The organism is Erythrobacter sp., from assembly GCF_011765465.1.
Taxonomy (GTDB): Bacteria; Pseudomonadota; Alphaproteobacteria; order Sphingomonadales; family Sphingomonadaceae; genus Erythrobacter.
This window is the reverse complement of sequence record NZ_CP050265.1, coordinates 70439-86452: the sequence shown is the minus strand read 5'-3', so window position 1 is coordinate 86452 and position 16014 is coordinate 70439. Positions and strand designations below refer to the sequence as shown.

The following is a 16014-nucleotide window of genomic DNA, read 5'->3' as shown; positions in this document are numbered from 1 at the left end:
CGGGTTGGCCGTCCCGCCGCTGATCCCTGCGCAGGCAGGTTCCCTGCCCGGATGCCGCTCCGCCGCGTGAGCGCGCCATGTCGCTCGTCGGCCGCCTTGTTCGCGCATGATCTGCGCGCCTCGGTGCGGACCCGCATGAAGGCCCTGCCTGCGCAGGGGCTCGCAAAGGGGGCCGAACGGAAACGCTTTCGCTCAGAACCCCGCGCTGACGTTCACCACCGCGCCCGCATCGGCGGGGGCATCGGCGAAATGGCCCGGCTGGTGGCGGTAGAACAGGCTGACGGTGGCATTGCCGAAAGCGCGCGCGCCCCACGGGCCCTGCCCGAAGGCGAAGGGCGTGGACCACGCCAGCTCGCCCATCACCTCGCGCCCCGCCGGTTCGAGCGAGACCGCCTGCCGCGCGATCACCGGGCTGCGGCTCGCATAGTCCCACCCGGTCGCAAGGTCGAAATCGAGCGCCCCGCCCTCGACCCGCAGGGGCTGGCTGAGCCTGAAGCCGATCCTGTCGGCAGCGCCGAACGCGCCTGCCTTGGCAAGGTCGAGCGACCAGCCCTGCGTCAGCAGGGCCGAGCCCTCGCCGACCAGCGCCCCGGCGCGCGGGCGCGTGATCCCGCCGCGCACGGCGCCCGACAGGCTCCAGCCGGGGGCGACTTCGCCCGCCAGCGCGCCGTCGATGAAAACCGTATCCGCCCCCGAAATGCCGAAAGCGCGGTGGAAATGCGCGCCGAGCAGTGTCTCTTCCTCGGCCAGCCAGGTCGCGGAGAGCCGCGCCTCACCGCTGCCGAAACGGCGGTCGGCGGCGAGCGCGATGCTCGTCGTCGCACGGGTTTCGGGAAGGCCGTAGATGACCTCCTCGGCGCGGCGGTTCTCGCCCAGCCATGCCCGCCCGCGCTCTGCCGAGAGCGTGATGCCCCATGCGCCGAACCCCTGCCGCGCGGCGACGGCAAGATCGCTGCTGCCAGTGAAGCCCTCGTCGAGCCCTGCTTCGGGCGCGATCTGGAAAGCGGGGCGCGGCGGGGCCTTCCCGGCCCCGCCGCGCGCTCCGCCGCCAAGCTGCCGCGCCAGCCCGAGCGCGCCCTGCCCGAGCGCAAAGCCCGCCTCGAGATCGTCGCCAAGCTGCCCCGTGACGCGCGCGGCGAGGACGCGCGGGCCGTCCGCCTCTTCGGGCGCGAGGCGCAGTTCGCGCGACCATTGCAGGCCCGCCGCACGCTCCGTCTCGCCCAGCGTCAATGCGAAGGACAGCGCCTCGCCCCCGGCGGCGCGGGTGAAGCCGGGCCGCTCGACCGCGCCCGCGAGCCGCCGGACCTGCGCCGCGCCGCGCGCGCGTCCGCCGAGTTCGCGGCGATAGGCGCGCTCATACCGGTCGAGCACCACGCCCGTCAGGCGGATTGCACCCGGCGCATCGCCCATCGCCGCCGAGCCGACCGCAATATCCTCCCCCGCGGCGAGCGCCACCCCGCTCCCGGCGAGAGTGGTGGTCCCCTGCGGCGCAAAGGCGGCGGCGATGTCGAGGATGCCGCGCCCGTAGATCGCATCCACCCCGCCCGCCCCGGCATCGCGCGCCGAGGTGAGCAGGATCTCCGCGATGTCGGCGCCCGAAAGGTTGGGAAACGCCTCGGCCAGCAGCGCCACGGCCCCCGACACCTGCGGCGCGGCGAAGCTCGTGCCCGAGAACAGCGTGACGAACTGCTGCCCGTCGATCGTCTCGATGAAGAGATCGCCATTGTCGTAGACGCAGCAGATCGCCTCCCCCCGCGCGGCGAGATAGGAGGCGGCGAGGGAACCCGCGCGGTTGCTGAAGTCTGAGATCGTGCCCGCATCGTCGACCGACCCGACGATGATGACGTTCGCCCCGCCCGCATCGGCCAGCGCCCGGGCGAAGGGATCGGGTTCGAACGGGTCGATGTCGGGATCGGACCCGTCGCCCCCGTTGCCCGCCGCGACCACGATGACCAGCCCCGCATCGGACGCGCGGCGGACCGCGTCGAACAATTCGCGCGAGATACCGCCCCCGCCGAGCGAGAGGTTCACCGCCTTCGCTCCGTTCGCCACCGCGACATCGATCCCGCGCGCGATGTCGGCATCGAGGAAGCGGCACGACAGGCTCGGGTCGGCGAGCGTATCGCCCGCACAGGAGCCTGGCTGGTCGGCTCTCAGCGCGAGCACCTGCGCTTCGAACGCGATGCCGAGCACGCCGTCCCCGTTTCGCGCCGCGGCGGCGACGAGGCTGACATTGGTGCCGTGATCGTCTTCGGGATCGATCCCGCGGTTTCCGGCCACATCCTGCGAGGCGGGATGGACGCGGCCGGCGAATTCGGGGCTGTCGGAATCGAGCCCCGAATCCACCACCGCGATCACTTGCCCCTCCCCGGTGAAGCCGTCGCGCCACGCGCTGTCCGCGCCGTGGAAGGCCGGCCCGTCGGAGCGGCGGAATTCGGCCGTGTCGAAATTGGTCGGCGGCGGCGGCGGAGGCGGAGGGGGTGGAGGAGGCGGCGGAGGGGGCGGGGGCGGCGGGGGAGTGGACACGACACCGCCGCCCCCGCCCCCTCCGCCGCCGCAGGCCGCAAGCGCCGCGCAGGCAAGCGCCGCCAGCGCGGCGCGGCCCGCTTTGCCCGGCGCCGTGCAGCGCCAACGCACCGGCGCGCGCGGATCGGGGGCAGGAGCGTTCGGGCTGCGGGGGGCGTCGGCACGAGCGGTCATGGTGGCCCCTCCTATGGCCGGGGGGTGGATCTGGGGTGAACGGTCTGCCCGGGATAGCAGCCTCGCACGCGCCCGTCGCTCATCTTTGCCGCCAAAGCGGTTGTGTCTCCCGCACCGCCCTGCCCCGGTGCGCCGCGCCTGGCGATCCAAGGCGCTTGCCCAGCCCCGTCCGCCCGGCTAGCAGCCCAGCCGACAGCGCGAAGCGGAGGCTCCATGACCGACACTCTCATCACCCAGATCGAGCAAGCGTGGGAACACCGCGCCGACATCACCCCCGGCAGCGAAATCCGCGGCGCGGTGAGCGATGCGCTGGAGATGCTAGACAGCGGCGCGGCGCGCGTCGCCGAGCCCGACGGGAACGGCGGCTGGAGGGTCAACCAGTGGCTCAAGAAGGCGGTCCTGCTCTCCTTCCGCCTCCACGACAACCGCCTGATCGATCACGGATCGGGCGGGGCGGCGGCCTTCGACAAGGTTCCCAACAAGTTCGCCGGCTGGGGCGAGCGGCGCTTTCGCGAATGCGGTTTTCGCGTCGTCCCCGGCGCGGTCGCGCGGCGCGGCAGCTTCATCGGCAAGGGCGTCGTCCTGATGCCGAGCTTCGTCAACATCGGCGCCTATGTCGATGAAGGCACGATGGTCGACACCTGGGCGACGGTCGGATCCTGCGCGCAGATCGGCAAGAACGTGCATATCTCGGGCGGCGCTGGGATCGGCGGGGTGCTCGAACCGCTGCAGGCCGACCCCGTCATCATCGGCGACGGCGCCTTCATAGGCGCGCGCAGCGAAGTCGCCGAAGGCGTGCGCGTGGGCGAAGGCGCGGTGCTTTCGATGGGCGTCTATCTCGGCGCCTCGACCAAGATCGTGAACCGCGAGACGGGCCAGATCCACCGCGGCGAAGTGCCGCCCTATGCGGTCGTCGTGCCCGGTACGCTGCCCGGCAAGCCCCTGCCCGACGGCTCGCCCGGCCCGTCGCTCTATTGCGCGGTGATCGTCAAGACGGTGGACGCGCAGACCCGCGCCAAGACCGGGATCAACGAACTGCTGCGCGACTGATCGCAGCGTCAGGCCGGGGCTTTTCCCGGCTCATTGCCCTCCCCGCCTCGGAACAGGCCAGCGGCGCTCCCGTTGGTCTGGCGAGACAGTTTTCCAAGGGGAGGCAATGACATGGCCGACAGCAAGACCACCCACACCGGCGCCGACGGCGCCACCCATATCGACGACGACGCCGCCCGCGCGGGCACCGAAACCGGCCGGGTGCGCTGGATCCTCATCATCTCCACCCTGATCGCGATCGTCGCGATGAGCATCGCGTGGATCGTCCCCGCGCTTCAGGAAGGCGACGTCGAAAGCGCCGAACTCGCGACCGAGCGGGTCGATGAGATGCGCGAGGACGGGGTTGCCGAAGAGGACATCCCCGCGGTCCCCACGACCCAGCCGAGCGCGCCGGAATCGACCGTAGAGGAGCCGGTGACGGGCGAGTGAAGAAAGCACGATGAGCAACAGCTTCCAGACCGGCCAATACGTCAAATGGAACTGGGGCAATGGCGAGGGCAAGGGGCAGGTCGAGGACCGCTTCGAACGCGAGGTCACGCGCACCCTGCAGGGCTCCGAGATCACGAAGAAGGGCGACAGCGACAACCCGGCCTATCTCGTCAAGCAGGAGGACGGCGACCGCGTCCTCAAACGCGGCAGCGAGCTTGAGGACTGGGACCGATCGTGATGCCCCCGGGACCAGCCCAGCCTCGGGACCGATCTTTTACTCGCCGTCCGGGATGAGCGTCTCGATCGGCGGCTCGCCCCGCACGCTTGCCGCGTAACGCTCGGCCTCGCGCATGACGCGCACCGCGTTGCGGCTCGCGATCATCTCCAGCTCGGCCTGTGAATAGCCGCGCCGCGCCAGCTCGGCGAAGAGCGCGGGATAGCCGGTGACGTCCTCGAAGCCTTCCGGCCCGCTCGGCATCCCGTCGAAATCGCCGCCGATCCCGATCGATTCGATCCCTGCCACCTCGCGGATATGGTCGATGTGGTCGGCCATCTGGGCGATGGTCGTGACGGGCTCGGGATTGGCCGCGTCCCATTCGTCCATCGCCGCTTTCACCTTCTCCGGCTGGCCCTGATAGAGCGATTCCTGCCGCGCCGCTTCCGCCTCGCGCTCCGCGAACCAGAGGCGGCGTTCCTCGCTGACATAGCCGGGCAGCGCGACCACCATCACGATCCCGCCATTATAGGGCAGGCGGCGCAGCACGCTGTCGGGCACGTTGCGCGCATGGCCGTTGACCGCGCGCGCGCCCGAATGGCTGAAGATCACCGGGGCCTTCGCCACTTCGAGCGCGTCGAGCATCGCCTCCTCGCTGACATGGGAGAGGTCGACCAGCATCCCCAGCCGGTTCATCTCGCGCACCACGTCCTTGCCGAAATCGGAAAGCCCGCCGTGCTCGGGCGTATCGGTCGCGCTGTCGGCCCAAGGCGTGTTGCGGTTGTGGGTGAGCGTCATGTAGCGCGCGCCGAGTTCGTGCATCTGGCGCAGCACGGCAAGGCTCGATCCGATCGAATGGCCGCCTTCCATGCCGATCAGCGAGGCGATGCGGCCGCTGCGAAAGGCGTTTTCGACATCGTCGGCGGTGCGCGCGAGGACCAGTTCGTCGTAGCGCGCCACCAACCGCTTGGTCACGTCGATCTGTTCGAGCGTCATCTGCACCGCCTCGGCCTCGGTCAGCGAGGTGGGCACATAGACCGACCAGAACTGCGCCCCGACCTTTCCTTCGGCGAGCCGGGTGAGGTCGGTGTGCATGGTGCGGCCCTGCGGGTGCGTTTCGCCGGTCATGGTGGTGTCGGTGAAGTCGAACTCGCCAAGCTGGTTGTCGAAGCGCGCGCGCAGCTGGATCGGCACGTCGTTGTGCCCGTCGAACACGGGCGCGACCTCAAGCGCGGCATTGGCGGTGTCGACGGCGGGGTCGAACACGGTCTCGGCGCGCTCGGCCTCGGGGCCGGTGGTGCGCGGTTCGGCGCTTTGCGGGGGCGCATCCTGGGCCAGTACCGGCAGAGCGGCGGCTCCGGCAAGAAGCGCGGCGAACAGCGGGCGGGCGGCGGCGGCGTGTTGCATCATCTCGGTCACTCCCTCTAGGACCTGCAGGGAAAGGAACTCCCATGACGCAGGACGGGTCCGGCAGCGGGCATAACGCCGACGCGCTGATCGAACAATTGCAGCTCCAGCCGCACCCCGAAGGCGGGTGGTATCGCGAGACGTGGCGCGCGCCCTCGGTGACGGGCGAGCGGGCGGCGGGGACGGCGATCCTGTTCCTGCTGAAAGCGGGCGAACCCTCGCACTGGCACCGGGTCGATGCCGAGGAGCTGTGGATCTGGCAGGCGGGCGACCCGCTCGAATTGCGGCTGGCGGCAAGCGACGAGGCGCAAGTCACGAGCCTCCGGCTCGGCGCGGACGTGGCCGGCGGCGAAGCGCCGCAGGGCGTGGTCCCCACCGGCCATTGGCAGGCGACGCGCCCGCTGACGCCCCAAAACGGCGCGCACGGCTGGTCGCTGGTCAGCTGCGTGGTCGTGCCCGGCTTCGATTTCGCCGGGTTCGAACTGGCCCCGCCGGGCTGGGAGCCGGGTCAGGGCGCGTAACGGGTCGCCCATGACCCCGAAAGACGCGATCCTCGGCCTGCTGGAGGCGCGCGGCGAGGGCAGGACAATCTGCCCGAGCGAGGCCGCAAGGGCGCTCGCCGGGAGCGAGGACGACTGGCGCGGGCAGATGGAGGCTGTCCACCGCGAAGTGGACGCGCTTCACGCCGCAGGCGAAATCGCGCTGTCGTGGAAAGGGCAGCCGCTCGGCCAGCGGCGCGGTGCCTATCGCATCGCGCGCCGCTGACCGGGCAGGCCAATTCGTCAGCTGAGGTGCTTCGACACCGCCGCCGTCATCTTGAACATCGAGATCTGGTCGTTCCCGATCACCGCGCCGAGCTTGGCGTCGGGATTGATCTGGCGCTTGTCCTTCTGGTCCTGGAGACCATTCGCCTTGATGTATTCCCAGACCTTCGAGGTCACTTCGGCGCGGGTCATCGGACCCTTGCCGACCACCGCTTCGAGATCCCCCGAAAGCTGGACGGGTTTCTGCAGCGCATTATTGCCAGCCATCATCCTTCTCCTTTTCTCATGGCAGGTAAGTCAAAAATCGTCGTCCGCCGGGGCGTAGTCGTCGGCGGGTGTCCCGGTGAAGGGCGCATGGAGCACGGCGCAGGCCGTGACCTGTCCGGTGAGCGCCTTGATGATGTCATCGCGCGTGGCGCCGGGCATGGTCGTCAATGGCAGGTCGGTGGCGAAAGCCTGGAACACGTAATGCCGCGTTTCGCCCAGCGGCGGATTGGGCAGCAGCCATTCCGAATTGCCCTGCGCGTTCTTGCCCGTGCGCGGCGGGGTTTCGCCTTCCAGCAGCTTGCCCTTCTGCCCGGGCAGGCCCCAGACGAGCCAATGGCATTGCGGCTCCGCCCCTTCGCTCGAGGCGTCTTCGACGACGATCACGATTTCCTGGCTGCCCGGCGGCGGCGCGGTCCATTCGAGCGGCGGGGCGACCGCGTCCTCCTCCTTGGCGGTGAAGCACGGGTCGAGCTGGTCGCCGGCGGCGAAGGCCGGGCTCGAGAGGGCGAAGCCGCCCTTCGCCAGCGTGCGCTCGTCCCCCAGCCGCGCGATGGCGAGGCCGGGGTGGCGCGCGCCCGAGGGCAGCTTCGATGCGATCCATTGCGGCAATTCGGTCATGACTCGGTCGATTCCATTCCTTCGTGCTAGTGCGGTTGCCCCCCCGATAGTAGACGGGGCCGGGTCTTTTTGCCCCGGTTTCTGCGGAAAACCCGCCGGACAAGGGTGCGAAACGGCATCGCGAGCGGCCCTTGGGCGCGGCGATCCCCGCCCGAACGCCCCCGCCCGCTTGCCGAAGCAGCCTCTACATTGCATGAAGAGCGGGGATTCGCACCCTTGCGGGCCTGCCTAAACCATCGTCCTTGCTGTCCTTTCCGGAGTCGCGCTTTCCATGAAGATCGGTCGCACCGCGCTTACCGCCACGCTCGCGCTCGCTCTCGCCGCTTGCGGCGGCGGCGGATCGAACCCGCCGCCCACCTCCGGCGGGCCGAGCCCCACTCCGACCCCGACGCCGACCCCGACCCCGACGACCGCCGCCTGCACCGCGGCGGAGGAAATCGACTTCGCCAATGCCGTGCTCAATGAATGGTATCTCTTCCCAGACCTGCTCGACGACACGGTGAACCCGGCCGATTTCAACGACGTGCAGGACTTCCTCGACGCGCGCGTCGCCCCGGCCCGCGCACAGGACATCGACCGCGGCTTCACCTTCGCCACCTCGATCGAGGAAGAGAACGAGCTGATCAATTCAGGCTCCAGCGCGGGCTTCGGCGTGCGGCTGGGCTATGACACGGCGAACGACCGCGTCTTCGTGCTCGAAGCCTTCGAGAACGGCAACGGCTTCGCCGCCGGGATCGACCGGGGGACCGAGCTGCTGGCGATCGGCACGGCGTCGACCAACCTCCAGCTCGTCAGCAGCCTCATGGCGTCGGGCGGCCCGCAGGCCGTGGTCGATGCGCTCGGCCCGTCCGATCCGGGAGTGACGCGCGTCCTGCGCTTCCGCACCGCGGACGGCACGGTGATCGAGCAGAGCGTGGCCAAGAGCGATTTCTCGCTCGACCCGATCTCCGACCGCTACGGCGTGCAGATCATCCAGGACGGGGCGAAGAAGGTCGGCTATCTCAATTTCCGCACCTTCTTTCCCTCCGGCGCGGACCGCCAGATCGAGGACGCGTTCGAACGCTTCGCGCAGGAAGGCGTCACCGAGTTCATCATCGATTTCCGCTACAACGGCGGCGGCCTCGTGCGGCTTGCCGAAGTGATGGGCGATTTCATGCGCGGCCCCAACACCGGCTCGGTTTTCAGCCGGACAGTCTGGCGCGACAGCAAGTCGGACCGCAACCGGACCGACAGCTTCGAAAGCAGCGTGCCCTTCTTCAACCCGCAGACCGGCCAACTCGGCGCGGCGGAACCGATCGCCTCGGTCAATCCGGTCAAGATCGCCTTCATCGCACGCGGCGGGACCGCCTCGGCCAGCGAACTGGTGATCAATTCGATGAAGTCCTATCTCGGCAACAATATCGCGCTCATCGGCACCAACACCTTTGGCAAGCCGGTGGGACAGTCGGGCTTCGATCTCGATTCCTGCGATCTCAGGATCCGGGCGGTGACGTTCAAGACCGTCAATGCCGACGACGAGGGCGACTACTTCTCCGGCCTCGCCACCACCGTGCCCAACACCTGCGCGGCGGCGGACGACATCTTCACCCCTCTCGGCGACCCGGCGGAGGATTCGGTCGCCAAGGCGCTCGACTTCCTTGCCGGGCGGTCCTGCACCGCGATCAGCGCCCGGCGCGATTCCGATATTTCCGGGGCGAGCGCCGAGGCCCAGCGCGCGACCGTCGATCTGGGCGACACGCGGCGGATGCTCCAGCCGCGCCGCCCCAACCCGGCGCAGTTCGAGATTCCGGGGCTGTTCTAGGAGGCTTTGTCGCCGCCGCCATTGCACCGCTCGCAGCGGGAGATGGCAGCGGCGATGACGGTTTCGGCGCTGGCGGGCTTGGCGATGAGGTCGGCATCGAGCTCGCGGATGCGTTCGTCGTGGCGGTCGAGATCGCCCGAATGGAGCACGTAGGGAATGCCGAGCCGGCCCAGTTCCTCGGCCACCGGCAGGCACGTCTCGCCCCCTGCAAGGCTCACGTCGAGCACCGCGACATCGACCCCGCCCAGCGTCGCCAGCCGTTCGAGCGCGCCCGCGCAATTCGAGGCGGGCACGGCATCGCAGCCCATATCCTCGGCCGCGAATTCGAGGTCCATCAGGATGATCGGTTCGTCTTCGAGCAGCAGGATCGAGCAGGTTCCCGCCATCAGATCGCCCGCGCGGGGACCGTGATCGTCGCGGTCAGCCCGCTTTCCTTCCATTCGCGCTCGATCCGCCCGCGCGCCGTCGCCAGCATCCGGTCGACGATCGCGGTGCCCGTCCCGGCCTCGATCCGCGCCGGGTCGACCGGCGGGCCGCCCGCTTCCTCCCAGCGGATCACCAGCGTCGCGTCCTCGCCCGGTGTCTCCCACGCGACCCGCACGCGGCCATCGGGCGCGGTCCACGCGCCGTGCTTCATCGCGTTGGCGGCCATTTCGTGCAGGATCATGCCGACGATCGAGATGATCGCGAAGGGCAGCCGCGCGTTCTCGCCATCGAGCGTCAGCCTCTCGCCGCCCTGGTCGTAGGGGGAGAGCACGGCGCGGATCGCCCCGCCGATGTCGATGCTGCCCGATGAGGCATCGTCAAGCGTCGTTTCATAGGCCCGGCCCAGCGCCTGAATGCGGGCGTTGATCTCGGCCGCTTCAGACTGGATGCCGCGCATCCGCCCGGTGACGTTGACGATGCCGGAGATCACCGCGAACATATTTTTCATCCGGTGCGACAGCTCGCGCGCCATTTCCTTGGCGTGCTGTTCCTCCGCCCGCGCGGCGCGCACGTCGGAAACGTCCCACTGGCTGCCGAAGAAATAGACGAGTTCGCCCGCGTCGTTGTAGATCGGGCCCAGATGGAGCGCGTTCCAGAAGGTCGTGCCGTTCTTGCGGTAGTTGAGCAGCTCGACCACCACCACGTCCTCGTTGACGATCGCCTCGCGGATGCGGGCGACGGGCTCGGGGTCGGTCTTGGGCCCCTGCAGGAAGCGGCAATTGCGCCCGAGGATTTCCTCCTCCGAATAGCCGGTCAGCTGGCGGAAGGCACGATTGGCGAAGACGATCGGCTGGTCGGGCAGGTGCGGGTCGGACAGGCAGATCGCCATGCGGGTCTGGGCCATGGCCTGTTCGAACAGCACGCCCGATGCGCCCGAAAAGCGGTCGCCGCTGCGTGCACCTGCGCCGCCCGTGCGGAACCTCTCTGGCGCGTCATCGAATCGCATCGATGCCTGGTCGCTCAGCCTCGGCTTGTCCTGGTCGTCAGTGCTCACGTCTCGTCTTTCCCACGGCCTCGTCCGCGCCGCGCGCGCTGGCGCGGATCACGAACATAGGTTGCCTTTTTCCAACACCGGATTCCGCCCCCGGGTTCCGAGGTTCGGGCAAGTGCCTGATATGTTGATATATTTCCTGCGACCCGTTCGCAGGTGCGCGCGCGCTCACCCCTGTTGCGGCACCGTGTCATAGGCCGGGATGTCGCCGAGCGGCACCCAGTCCTGCTTGCTCTTCGTCCAGCAATGGAACGCAGGCGCGAGCTTCGAGGTGTCGTCGAGCGTTCCGGCCTTGACGAACATCAGGCCGGGCGGATGGTCGATCCGGGTGAACAGCGCCGAACCGCAGGTATCGCAGAACTGGCGGTGGACGGGTGCGCCGCTGTCGGCGGTGTCGTCATAGGTCTTCACCGCGCCCGAAATCGCAATCGCGTCCTCGCGCACGCCGATGATGATCGACAGCGCGCTTCCGGCCTGGCGCTGGCAGTTCTTGCAATGGCAGGTGACGCACATGACGGGATCCTCCGCCAGCGTGTATCGCACCTTGCCGCACAGGCAGCCGCCGCTGCGCGTTTCGTCCTCGCTCATGCTTCTTTCTCCCCCTCGTTGCCCCGTCATCGTGTCACAGATCGCCCCCGCGCGACAGCAGGAAAGCGAGGAAACCGACCGCGAACAAGCCGTCGATCACCACCGCGCTCGCCACCAGCAGCGATCCATCCGCACCGAAACCGAGCGGGGCGAACAGGGCGGCGGTTCCGACCTTGGCGATGACCCCGCCCCACAGCACGGGCGCAAGCCGTTCGGGATCGCGCGCGGCCTGGAAATAGACGACCCCGAAGGCGAAGATAAGCAGCCCGACCAGCCGCGCATCGACATCCGCCTCGGGGGAAAGCATGGCGAGCAGGCCGACGACGAAATTGAACGCGGCGGCGAGCCACAGGAAGATCCGCCAGCCCTGCCCCACCGGCCTGCGCCCGATCGGCGCGCCGAGACGCCCATCGCTCATGGTGCCTGAGGCCCGGTGAAGCCCTGCGCGTCGGTGAAGGCACAACCGCGAAGGTCGCGCTCGCCGACCTCGGCGGTGGCGGTGAAGGGATAGGTCCGGTCGCTCATCCCGTCGCTGCATTCGCCCGGCGTGATGGTGACGGTGACGCCCTCCCCGCTGTCCAGCGCGCCGGTGAAGCCGAGCCCGTTATTGCCGGCGAAGCGTTCGACGGCAAAGCGCGTGCCCTCGATGTTCTCGGGCGTGGAGTAAGCCGCGACCCCTTCGGCCTGGTCGATCGTCATGCCCCAGAACGGCTCGGTCCCGGTGACTTCGATCGTCTCATTCTCGGCAATGCCCGAAAAGGGCTGCGTGTCGCGGCTGATGGCATCGCCCTCATCGCCCGAGCAGGCGGCAAGCGATACGAGAGCCGCAAGCGCGGCCGGGGCGGCGAAGGCGGGTGGCGACATCGGTTCTCTCTCTCCTTGCGCCCCGTCTAATCGCTCGATCGCGCAGATGCAAAAGGCCCAGATGCAAAAGGCTCAGCCGCGCATACGCAAAAGGCGGACCCGCACGGGCCCGCCTTTCTCGCAAGTCGGCGATGAACCGAAGCTTATTCGGGCATCAGCACCGTGTCGATGACGTGGATGACCCCGTTCGAGGCTTCGACGTCGGTCGCGGTCACGGTCGCGGTGTTGCCCGCGGCATCGGTCAGCATGACCTCGCCGTCGACCAGCGTGGCGGTCAGCGTCGGGCCGCCGACCGTTTCGACGACGAGGCCCTCCTCGCCCGCGTCCTCGATCGCTTTAGTGACCGCGGCGGCGTCCATCGAGCCTTCGATGACGTGATAGGTGAGGATCGACTTGAGCTTGTCGGTCTCGTCGGTGGTGAGCGTTTCGACCGTGCCTTCGGGCAGCTTGCCGAACGCCTCGTCGGTCGGGGCGAAGACGGTGAACGGGCCATCGCCCGACAGCGTCTCGCCCAGTTCGGCGGCGTTCACGGCGGCGACCAGCGTGGTGAAGTCGCCATTGCCCTGGGCGACCTCGACGATCGTGCCGGGCGAGGTCGCGTCCTCGCTCATCGCAGTTTCGTCGGCCATCATCGTGTCGTCGGTCTCGGCCGCGTCGTCGGCGCAGGCGGCAAGGCCGAGAGCGAGCAGCGAAGCGGCGGTGATCTTGAGCAGTTTCATCGGGGTAGCTCCTGGTTTTTCAATCGTGACGAGCGCGCGCAGGATGCACGCGGTCCTTAAAAACAGGGTCGGTGTCCTTCCCCCACCCTGACCTGCCCAATGCGCGAAGGCGCGGCAATGTTCCGAAATTCGCCATAATTTCGACACAGATGGGCGCGGAACCGCCTGCCGCTTTGGCGGTTGCTCGCGACATGGACTGGACCCCGACACGCGCCCGCGCGCTCGAGCGCCTCGCCCGATTCCTCCCGCGCGCAGGCAGCGACTATGCCGAAACCCGCGGCTATGACGACGGCCCCGTCGGCGAGGCGCCGGGGGAGCGCGGGGGGGCCAATGTCTCGCAATTGTCGCCCTGGCTCCACGCCGGGCTGGTGGGCGAGGCCGAGGTGATCGAGGCGGTCCTGCGCCAGCACAGCCCGCGCGAGGCGGGCAGCTTTGTCTCCGAGGTGTTCTGGCGCGTCTATTTCAAGGGCTGGCTCGAACAACGCCCGAGCGTGTGGGAGGCTTACAAGCAGGGGCGCGAGGCGGCCTTCGCGCGCGTCGAAGCGAACGCGGGCCTGCGCACCGCCTATGAGGAAGCGGTGGAGGGCCGCACCGGGATCCCCGCCTTCGACACCTGGGCGCGCGAACTGGGCGACCACGGCTACCTCCACAACCACGCTCGGATGTGGTTCGCGAGCATCTGGATCTTCACCCTGAAGCTCGATTGGGAACTGGGCGCGGATTTCTTCCTGCGGCATCTCAAGGACGGCGATGCGGCTTCGAACACGCTGTCGTGGCGCTGGGTCGGCGGGCTGCACACGGCGGGCAAGACCTATCTCGCGCGCAGCGACAACATCGCGCGCTACACCGCGAGCCGGCCGGGCGGGCCGCTCGCCGCCGAGGAGCTGGCCGATGAGGCCGAGCCTCTGACCGAGCCGCGCGAGCATGGCCGCCGCTCGCTCGACCTTCCCGGCCCGGTCAGTCCCGATGCCCTGGCCGAGCCCTATGCGTTGCTGCTGCACGACGAGGCGGCGCACCATGTCCCGCTGGCCCTGTCGGCCCCGCCTGCGCTGGTGATCGGCGCGGCCCGGCCCGAAGCGCGCTCGCCCCGCCCGGTCGGAGCGGGCGCGACCGCGTTCGCGCGCGGGGCGGTGACAAGCGGGATGGACGAGGGGGCCCGCGCCTTCGGCTGCGGGTCCGTGTGGTGGGAGGACGGGGGCGATCTGTCGGCGATCCTCGCCGAAGCGGGGATCGAGCGGCTTGCCGTGCCCTACCTGCCGACCGGCTGGACCCGCGACGCGCTGATGCCGCAGATCGCGCCGCTGGTCGAGGAAGGGCGCGTGGCGTGGATACTGGGCGACCTCGCGCGAGCGACCTGGCCGCACGCGCGCGCCGGGTTCTTCCGGGTGAAGAAGCAGATCGAGCCGATCCTCGGCGAACTCGGCATCACCGGCGCGAACCCGCCGGAAGGGCTGCCCGGCTGAGCGCCTATTTCGCCCCGGCGCGCGCGCCTTCCTCGCCGGGTTCGAGCTTGCGGATCATCTTCACCTGGCAGCGCTGCGTGCCCAGGTTGGGGTCGGGCACGAGCAGGTCGACCTCGAGCCCGCTGCACACCCGCCCGACCCCGCTGATGGTGTCGAAAGCGATCGAGCGGGCGAAGGTCAACTCGCGGCACGGGCTGAAGAGCTCGAACAGGAAGGTGTCGCTGGCGCGCACGTCGACATAGATGCGGCTGGAGCCGTCCGGCCCCTCGGGCGCGTTGCGGAAGCCGGTGACGTTGCGCGGATAGAAGCATTCGCGCCCGCCCTCCTCCCCCGCAGCGAGCTGGCTGGAGGCGGTATCCTCGACCGGTGCGCAGGCGGCCGCGAGCGCGGCGAGGCCGAGCGCGGCGCAGGTGGCGGGGCGGAAGCGCTTGAAGTGGGTCTTGCCGGGCATGGCCCGACCATAACATGGATTCCGGCGCAGGCCTGACGGCCCGCCGCGCCTGAGGCACGTGCGGGCCGGATTGCGGGCCCCGCGGGACGCGCGCTCACATCACCTTGTCGGGGCGCGCGTCGTGCTTGTGCTTTTCGCCCTTGCCGAAATGGCGATCGAGCCGCTGGGCGAGCGTGTTCGCGGCCTTGCGCGCGGCATCGTCGACCTTGCTCGCCTTCGCCGTCACGCCGATCGGCTTGCCGCCGCGCGGGCGGGCCTCGATCGTGCAGTGCTTGTCGTCGGCGCCGTGCTTGGCCCCGTTGTCGTCGGCGACATGGACCTCGACCCGGGTCAGGCGGTCCTCGTAGCGGGCGAGCTTCTGGCGCACCGCCGCCTCGATCCGCTCCGCGACGTTTTCGGTCCCCATGACCGAGCTGTTGGTGTTGAACTGGAACTGCATCGCGGCTTTCTCCTCTCTTCTTCTCTTTCAACGCTCATCCTACTCAAGGACAGCGCCACCATACAAGCTGGGGAGTGAACCGGGGATTGCGAGAGCCTATTCGCCCGAAGCCGCTTCGGCCGCCTCGGCTTCGCGGCGGGCGGCGCGTTCGGCGTCGGCCTTTTCGCGTTCGAGCGCGGTCTTGCGGGCCTGTTCGGCAAGCCCGCGCCAGGTCTTTTCGGAGCGCAGTTCGCGATCGCGCACATTGGCGAGCTTGGCCTTCTTCGCCGCTTCGGCGGCGGCTTCGGCGCGTTCGAGATAGAATTCGTAGGTCTGGGCCATCGGGGGGCCTCCTGTCGGTTGGTCGGGCGAAAAAGGGCGCTGGGAAGAGGGGGCGCGCGGCGAGCCTTCCTTGCCGGAAGGCCGCCGCGCGCCGGGCCCTTCGCGTCAGTCCGCCGCGACGAGGTTGACGGCGCTTTCCTTGCCGTTGCGACCGGTTTCGACCTCGTAGTTGAGGCGCTGGTCGCGATCCAAGGTCTGCATCCCGGCGGCATGGACCGCGGTGATGTGGACGAAGCTGTCCGAGCTGCCGTCGTCGGGCTGGATGAAGCCGTAGCCCTTGTCGGTGTTGAAGAATTTCACGGTGCCGGTCTTGGCCATAAGTCGTTCCTTTCGAAGAACGTTAGTGTTGCACCGAGGGCGACATTGCCCCCGGGTCGTGCGTCAAATCGTTCAGGGGAAAGGAAGTCGTCGTCTGGTTTACGCCGGGGGACTTAGGCGCATG

21 protein-coding genes are annotated in these 16014 nt (G+C 69.2%); 7 read left to right on the top strand and 14 right to left on the bottom strand.

Annotation, left to right across the window (positions count from 1 at the left end; all coding sequences use genetic code 11):
• Positions 1-192: 192 nt before the first annotated feature.
• Positions 193-2700 (bottom strand): S8 family peptidase, encoded by a 2508-nt coding sequence (locus G9473_RS00450; RefSeq protein WP_291134917.1) that lies wholly within the window; start codon positions 2698-2700, stop codon positions 193-195.
• A gap of 213 nt (positions 2701-2913) precedes the next feature.
• Here G9473_RS00450 and dapD point away from each other — a divergent pair, with 213 nt between their 5' ends.
• The 3 genes from dapD (at position 2914) to G9473_RS00435 (ending at position 4417) form a co-directional block, all read left to right on the top strand.
• A complete protein-coding gene (dapD, locus tag G9473_RS00445; protein ID WP_291134916.1) occupies positions 2914-3750 on the top strand; it encodes a 2,3,4,5-tetrahydropyridine-2,6-dicarboxylate N-succinyltransferase in 837 nt (278 codons plus the stop codon).
• A 111-nt stretch (positions 3751-3861) separates the two neighbouring features.
• On the top strand, positions 3862-4179 hold the full coding sequence (locus G9473_RS00440; RefSeq protein ID WP_291134914.1) for a hypothetical protein: 318 nt from the start codon (positions 3862-3864) through the stop codon (positions 4177-4179).
• Positions 4180-4189: 10 nt separating this feature from the next.
• Positions 4190-4417, top strand: coding sequence for a DUF2945 domain-containing protein (locus tag G9473_RS00435; RefSeq protein ID WP_291134912.1), 228 nt, complete (start codon positions 4190-4192; stop codon positions 4415-4417).
• Positions 4418-4453: 36 nt separating this feature from the next.
• Here the strand turns inward: G9473_RS00435 and G9473_RS00430 are convergent, their stop codons facing one another.
• Positions 4454-5803: a dipeptidase gene (locus G9473_RS00430; RefSeq protein WP_291134910.1), complete on the bottom strand. Its 1350-nt coding sequence runs from the start codon at positions 5801-5803 to the stop codon at positions 4454-4456.
• Between the two features lie 41 nt (positions 5804-5844).
• Here G9473_RS00430 and G9473_RS00425 point away from each other — a divergent pair, with 41 nt between their 5' ends.
• Positions 5845-6321 (top strand): cupin domain-containing protein, encoded by a 477-nt coding sequence (locus G9473_RS00425; RefSeq protein WP_291134908.1) that lies wholly within the window; start codon positions 5845-5847, stop codon positions 6319-6321.
• Between the two features lie 10 nt (positions 6322-6331).
• On the top strand, positions 6332-6565 hold the full coding sequence (locus G9473_RS00420; RefSeq protein WP_291134907.1) for a DUF3253 domain-containing protein: 234 nt from the start codon (positions 6332-6334) through the stop codon (positions 6563-6565).
• A gap of 17 nt (positions 6566-6582) precedes the next feature.
• Here the strand turns inward: G9473_RS00420 and G9473_RS00415 are convergent, their stop codons facing one another.
• Both G9473_RS00415 and G9473_RS00410 read right to left on the bottom strand, forming a co-directional pair.
• Positions 6583-6831: an SWIB/MDM2 domain-containing protein gene (locus tag G9473_RS00415; protein ID WP_291134906.1), complete on the bottom strand. Its 249-nt coding sequence runs from the start codon at positions 6829-6831 to the stop codon at positions 6583-6585.
• A 30-nt stretch (positions 6832-6861) separates the two neighbouring features.
• A complete protein-coding gene (locus G9473_RS00410; RefSeq protein WP_291134905.1) occupies positions 6862-7449 on the bottom strand; it encodes a YbhB/YbcL family Raf kinase inhibitor-like protein in 588 nt (195 codons plus the stop codon).
• 271 nt (positions 7450-7720) lie between these two features.
• Here G9473_RS00410 and G9473_RS00405 point away from each other — a divergent pair, with 271 nt between their 5' ends.
• Positions 7721-9250 (top strand): S41 family peptidase, encoded by a 1530-nt coding sequence (locus tag G9473_RS00405; RefSeq protein WP_291134904.1) that lies wholly within the window; start codon positions 7721-7723, stop codon positions 9248-9250.
• Here G9473_RS00405 and G9473_RS00400 read toward each other — a convergent pair.
• The 6 genes from G9473_RS00400 to G9473_RS00375 all read right to left on the bottom strand — a co-directional run bounded on the left by G9473_RS00400 (position 9247) and on the right by G9473_RS00375 (position 12898).
• Positions 9247-9636: a response regulator gene (locus G9473_RS00400; protein WP_291134902.1), complete on the bottom strand. Its 390-nt coding sequence runs from the start codon at positions 9634-9636 to the stop codon at positions 9247-9249. The genes G9473_RS00405 and G9473_RS00400 overlap by 4 nt on opposite strands.
• The gene (locus tag G9473_RS00395; RefSeq protein ID WP_291138147.1) at positions 9636-10682 is read right to left on the bottom strand and encodes a PAS domain-containing protein; all 1047 of its coding nucleotides are present in this window, start codon (positions 10680-10682) and stop codon (positions 9636-9638) included. Before G9473_RS00395 ends, G9473_RS00400 begins: the two co-directional genes overlap by 1 nt.
• Before the next feature lie 213 nt (positions 10683-10895).
• Positions 10896-11315 carry a GFA family protein gene (locus G9473_RS00390; RefSeq protein ID WP_291134900.1) on the bottom strand — a complete coding sequence of 140 codons (420 nt, stop codon included), beginning with the start codon at positions 11313-11315 and terminating at the stop codon, positions 10896-10898.
• Positions 11316-11349: 34 nt separating this feature from the next.
• Positions 11350-11733 (bottom strand): hypothetical protein, encoded by a 384-nt coding sequence (locus G9473_RS00385; RefSeq protein ID WP_291134899.1) that lies wholly within the window; start codon positions 11731-11733, stop codon positions 11350-11352.
• Positions 11730-12179 (bottom strand): hypothetical protein, encoded by a 450-nt coding sequence (locus G9473_RS00380; RefSeq protein WP_291134897.1) that lies wholly within the window; start codon positions 12177-12179, stop codon positions 11730-11732. The genes G9473_RS00385 and G9473_RS00380 overlap by 4 nt, the downstream gene beginning before the upstream one ends.
• Positions 12180-12322: 143 nt before the next feature.
• Positions 12323-12898 carry a fasciclin domain-containing protein gene (locus G9473_RS00375; protein ID WP_291134895.1) on the bottom strand — a complete coding sequence of 192 codons (576 nt, stop codon included), beginning with the start codon at positions 12896-12898 and terminating at the stop codon, positions 12323-12325.
• A gap of 191 nt (positions 12899-13089) precedes the next feature.
• On the opposite strand from G9473_RS00375, the gene G9473_RS00370 reads away from it, so the two are divergent.
• On the top strand, positions 13090-14361 hold the full coding sequence (locus G9473_RS00370) for an FAD-binding domain-containing protein (protein ID WP_291134894.1): 1272 nt from the start codon (positions 13090-13092) through the stop codon (positions 14359-14361).
• 4 nt (positions 14362-14365) lie between these two features.
• On the opposite strand, the gene G9473_RS00365 is transcribed toward G9473_RS00370, so the two are convergent.
• The 4 genes from G9473_RS00365 to G9473_RS00350 all read right to left on the bottom strand — a co-directional run bounded on the left by G9473_RS00365 (position 14366) and on the right by G9473_RS00350 (position 15890).
• Positions 14366-14812, bottom strand: a complete 447-nt coding sequence (locus tag G9473_RS00365) for a DUF6491 family protein (RefSeq protein ID WP_291134892.1) — start codon at positions 14810-14812, stop codon at positions 14366-14368.
• 94 nt (positions 14813-14906) lie between these two features.
• The gene (locus tag G9473_RS00360; protein WP_291134890.1) at positions 14907-15251 is read right to left on the bottom strand and encodes an HPF/RaiA family ribosome-associated protein; all 345 of its coding nucleotides are present in this window, start codon (positions 15249-15251) and stop codon (positions 14907-14909) included.
• 96 nt (positions 15252-15347) lie between these two features.
• Positions 15348-15572: a hypothetical protein gene (locus G9473_RS00355; protein ID WP_291134888.1), complete on the bottom strand. Its 225-nt coding sequence runs from the start codon at positions 15570-15572 to the stop codon at positions 15348-15350.
• A 105-nt stretch (positions 15573-15677) separates the two neighbouring features.
• Positions 15678-15890: a cold-shock protein gene (locus G9473_RS00350; protein ID WP_291134886.1), complete on the bottom strand. Its 213-nt coding sequence runs from the start codon at positions 15888-15890 to the stop codon at positions 15678-15680.
• Positions 15891-16014: the final 124 nt, after the last annotated feature.

Bases quoted from the DNA above. Each gene is read 5' to 3' on its own strand.
- G9473_RS00365 (WP_291134892.1), bottom strand. From the start codon at position 14,812: ATGCCCGGCAAGACCCACTTCAAGCGCTTCCGCCCCGCCACCTGCGCC.
- G9473_RS00400 (WP_291134902.1), bottom strand. From the start codon at position 9,636: ATGGCGGGAACCTGCTCGATCCTGCTGCTCGAAGACGAACCGATCATC.
- G9473_RS00425 (WP_291134908.1), top strand. From the start codon at position 5,845: ATGACGCAGGACGGGTCCGGCAGCGGGCATAACGCCGACGCGCTGATC.
- G9473_RS00440 (WP_291134914.1), top strand. From the start codon at position 3,862: ATGGCCGACAGCAAGACCACCCACACCGGCGCCGACGGCGCCACCCAT.
- G9473_RS00350 (WP_291134886.1), bottom strand. From the start codon at position 15,890: ATGGCCAAGACCGGCACCGTGAAATTCTTCAACACCGACAAGGGCTAC.
- G9473_RS00375 (WP_291134895.1), bottom strand. From the start codon at position 12,898: ATGAAACTGCTCAAGATCACCGCCGCTTCGCTGCTCGCTCTCGGCCTT.
- G9473_RS00430 (WP_291134910.1), bottom strand. From the start codon at position 5,803: ATGATGCAACACGCCGCCGCCGCCCGCCCGCTGTTCGCCGCGCTTCTT.
- G9473_RS00355 (WP_291134888.1), bottom strand. From the start codon at position 15,572: ATGGCCCAGACCTACGAATTCTATCTCGAACGCGCCGAAGCCGCCGCC.
- G9473_RS00385 (WP_291134899.1), bottom strand. From the start codon at position 11,733: ATGAGCGATGGGCGTCTCGGCGCGCCGATCGGGCGCAGGCCGGTGGGG.
- G9473_RS00370 (WP_291134894.1), top strand. From the start codon at position 13,090: ATGGACTGGACCCCGACACGCGCCCGCGCGCTCGAGCGCCTCGCCCGA.
- G9473_RS00410 (WP_291134905.1), bottom strand. From the start codon at position 7,449: ATGACCGAATTGCCGCAATGGATCGCATCGAAGCTGCCCTCGGGCGCG.
- G9473_RS00450 (WP_291134917.1), bottom strand. From the start codon at position 2,700: ATGACCGCTCGTGCCGACGCCCCCCGCAGCCCGAACGCTCCTGCCCCC.
- G9473_RS00435 (WP_291134912.1), top strand. From the start codon at position 4,190: ATGAGCAACAGCTTCCAGACCGGCCAATACGTCAAATGGAACTGGGGC.
- G9473_RS00415 (WP_291134906.1), bottom strand. From the start codon at position 6,831: ATGGCTGGCAATAATGCGCTGCAGAAACCCGTCCAGCTTTCGGGGGAT.
- G9473_RS00405 (WP_291134904.1), top strand. From the start codon at position 7,721: ATGAAGATCGGTCGCACCGCGCTTACCGCCACGCTCGCGCTCGCTCTC.
- G9473_RS00360 (WP_291134890.1), bottom strand. From the start codon at position 15,251: ATGCAGTTCCAGTTCAACACCAACAGCTCGGTCATGGGGACCGAAAAC.
- G9473_RS00420 (WP_291134907.1), top strand. From the start codon at position 6,332: ATGACCCCGAAAGACGCGATCCTCGGCCTGCTGGAGGCGCGCGGCGAG.
- G9473_RS00395 (WP_291138147.1), bottom strand. From the start codon at position 10,682: ATGCGATTCGATGACGCGCCAGAGAGGTTCCGCACGGGCGGCGCAGGT.
- G9473_RS00390 (WP_291134900.1), bottom strand. From the start codon at position 11,315: ATGAGCGAGGACGAAACGCGCAGCGGCGGCTGCCTGTGCGGCAAGGTG.
- dapD (WP_291134916.1), top strand. From the start codon at position 2,914: ATGACCGACACTCTCATCACCCAGATCGAGCAAGCGTGGGAACACCGC.
- G9473_RS00380 (WP_291134897.1), bottom strand. From the start codon at position 12,179: ATGTCGCCACCCGCCTTCGCCGCCCCGGCCGCGCTTGCGGCTCTCGTA.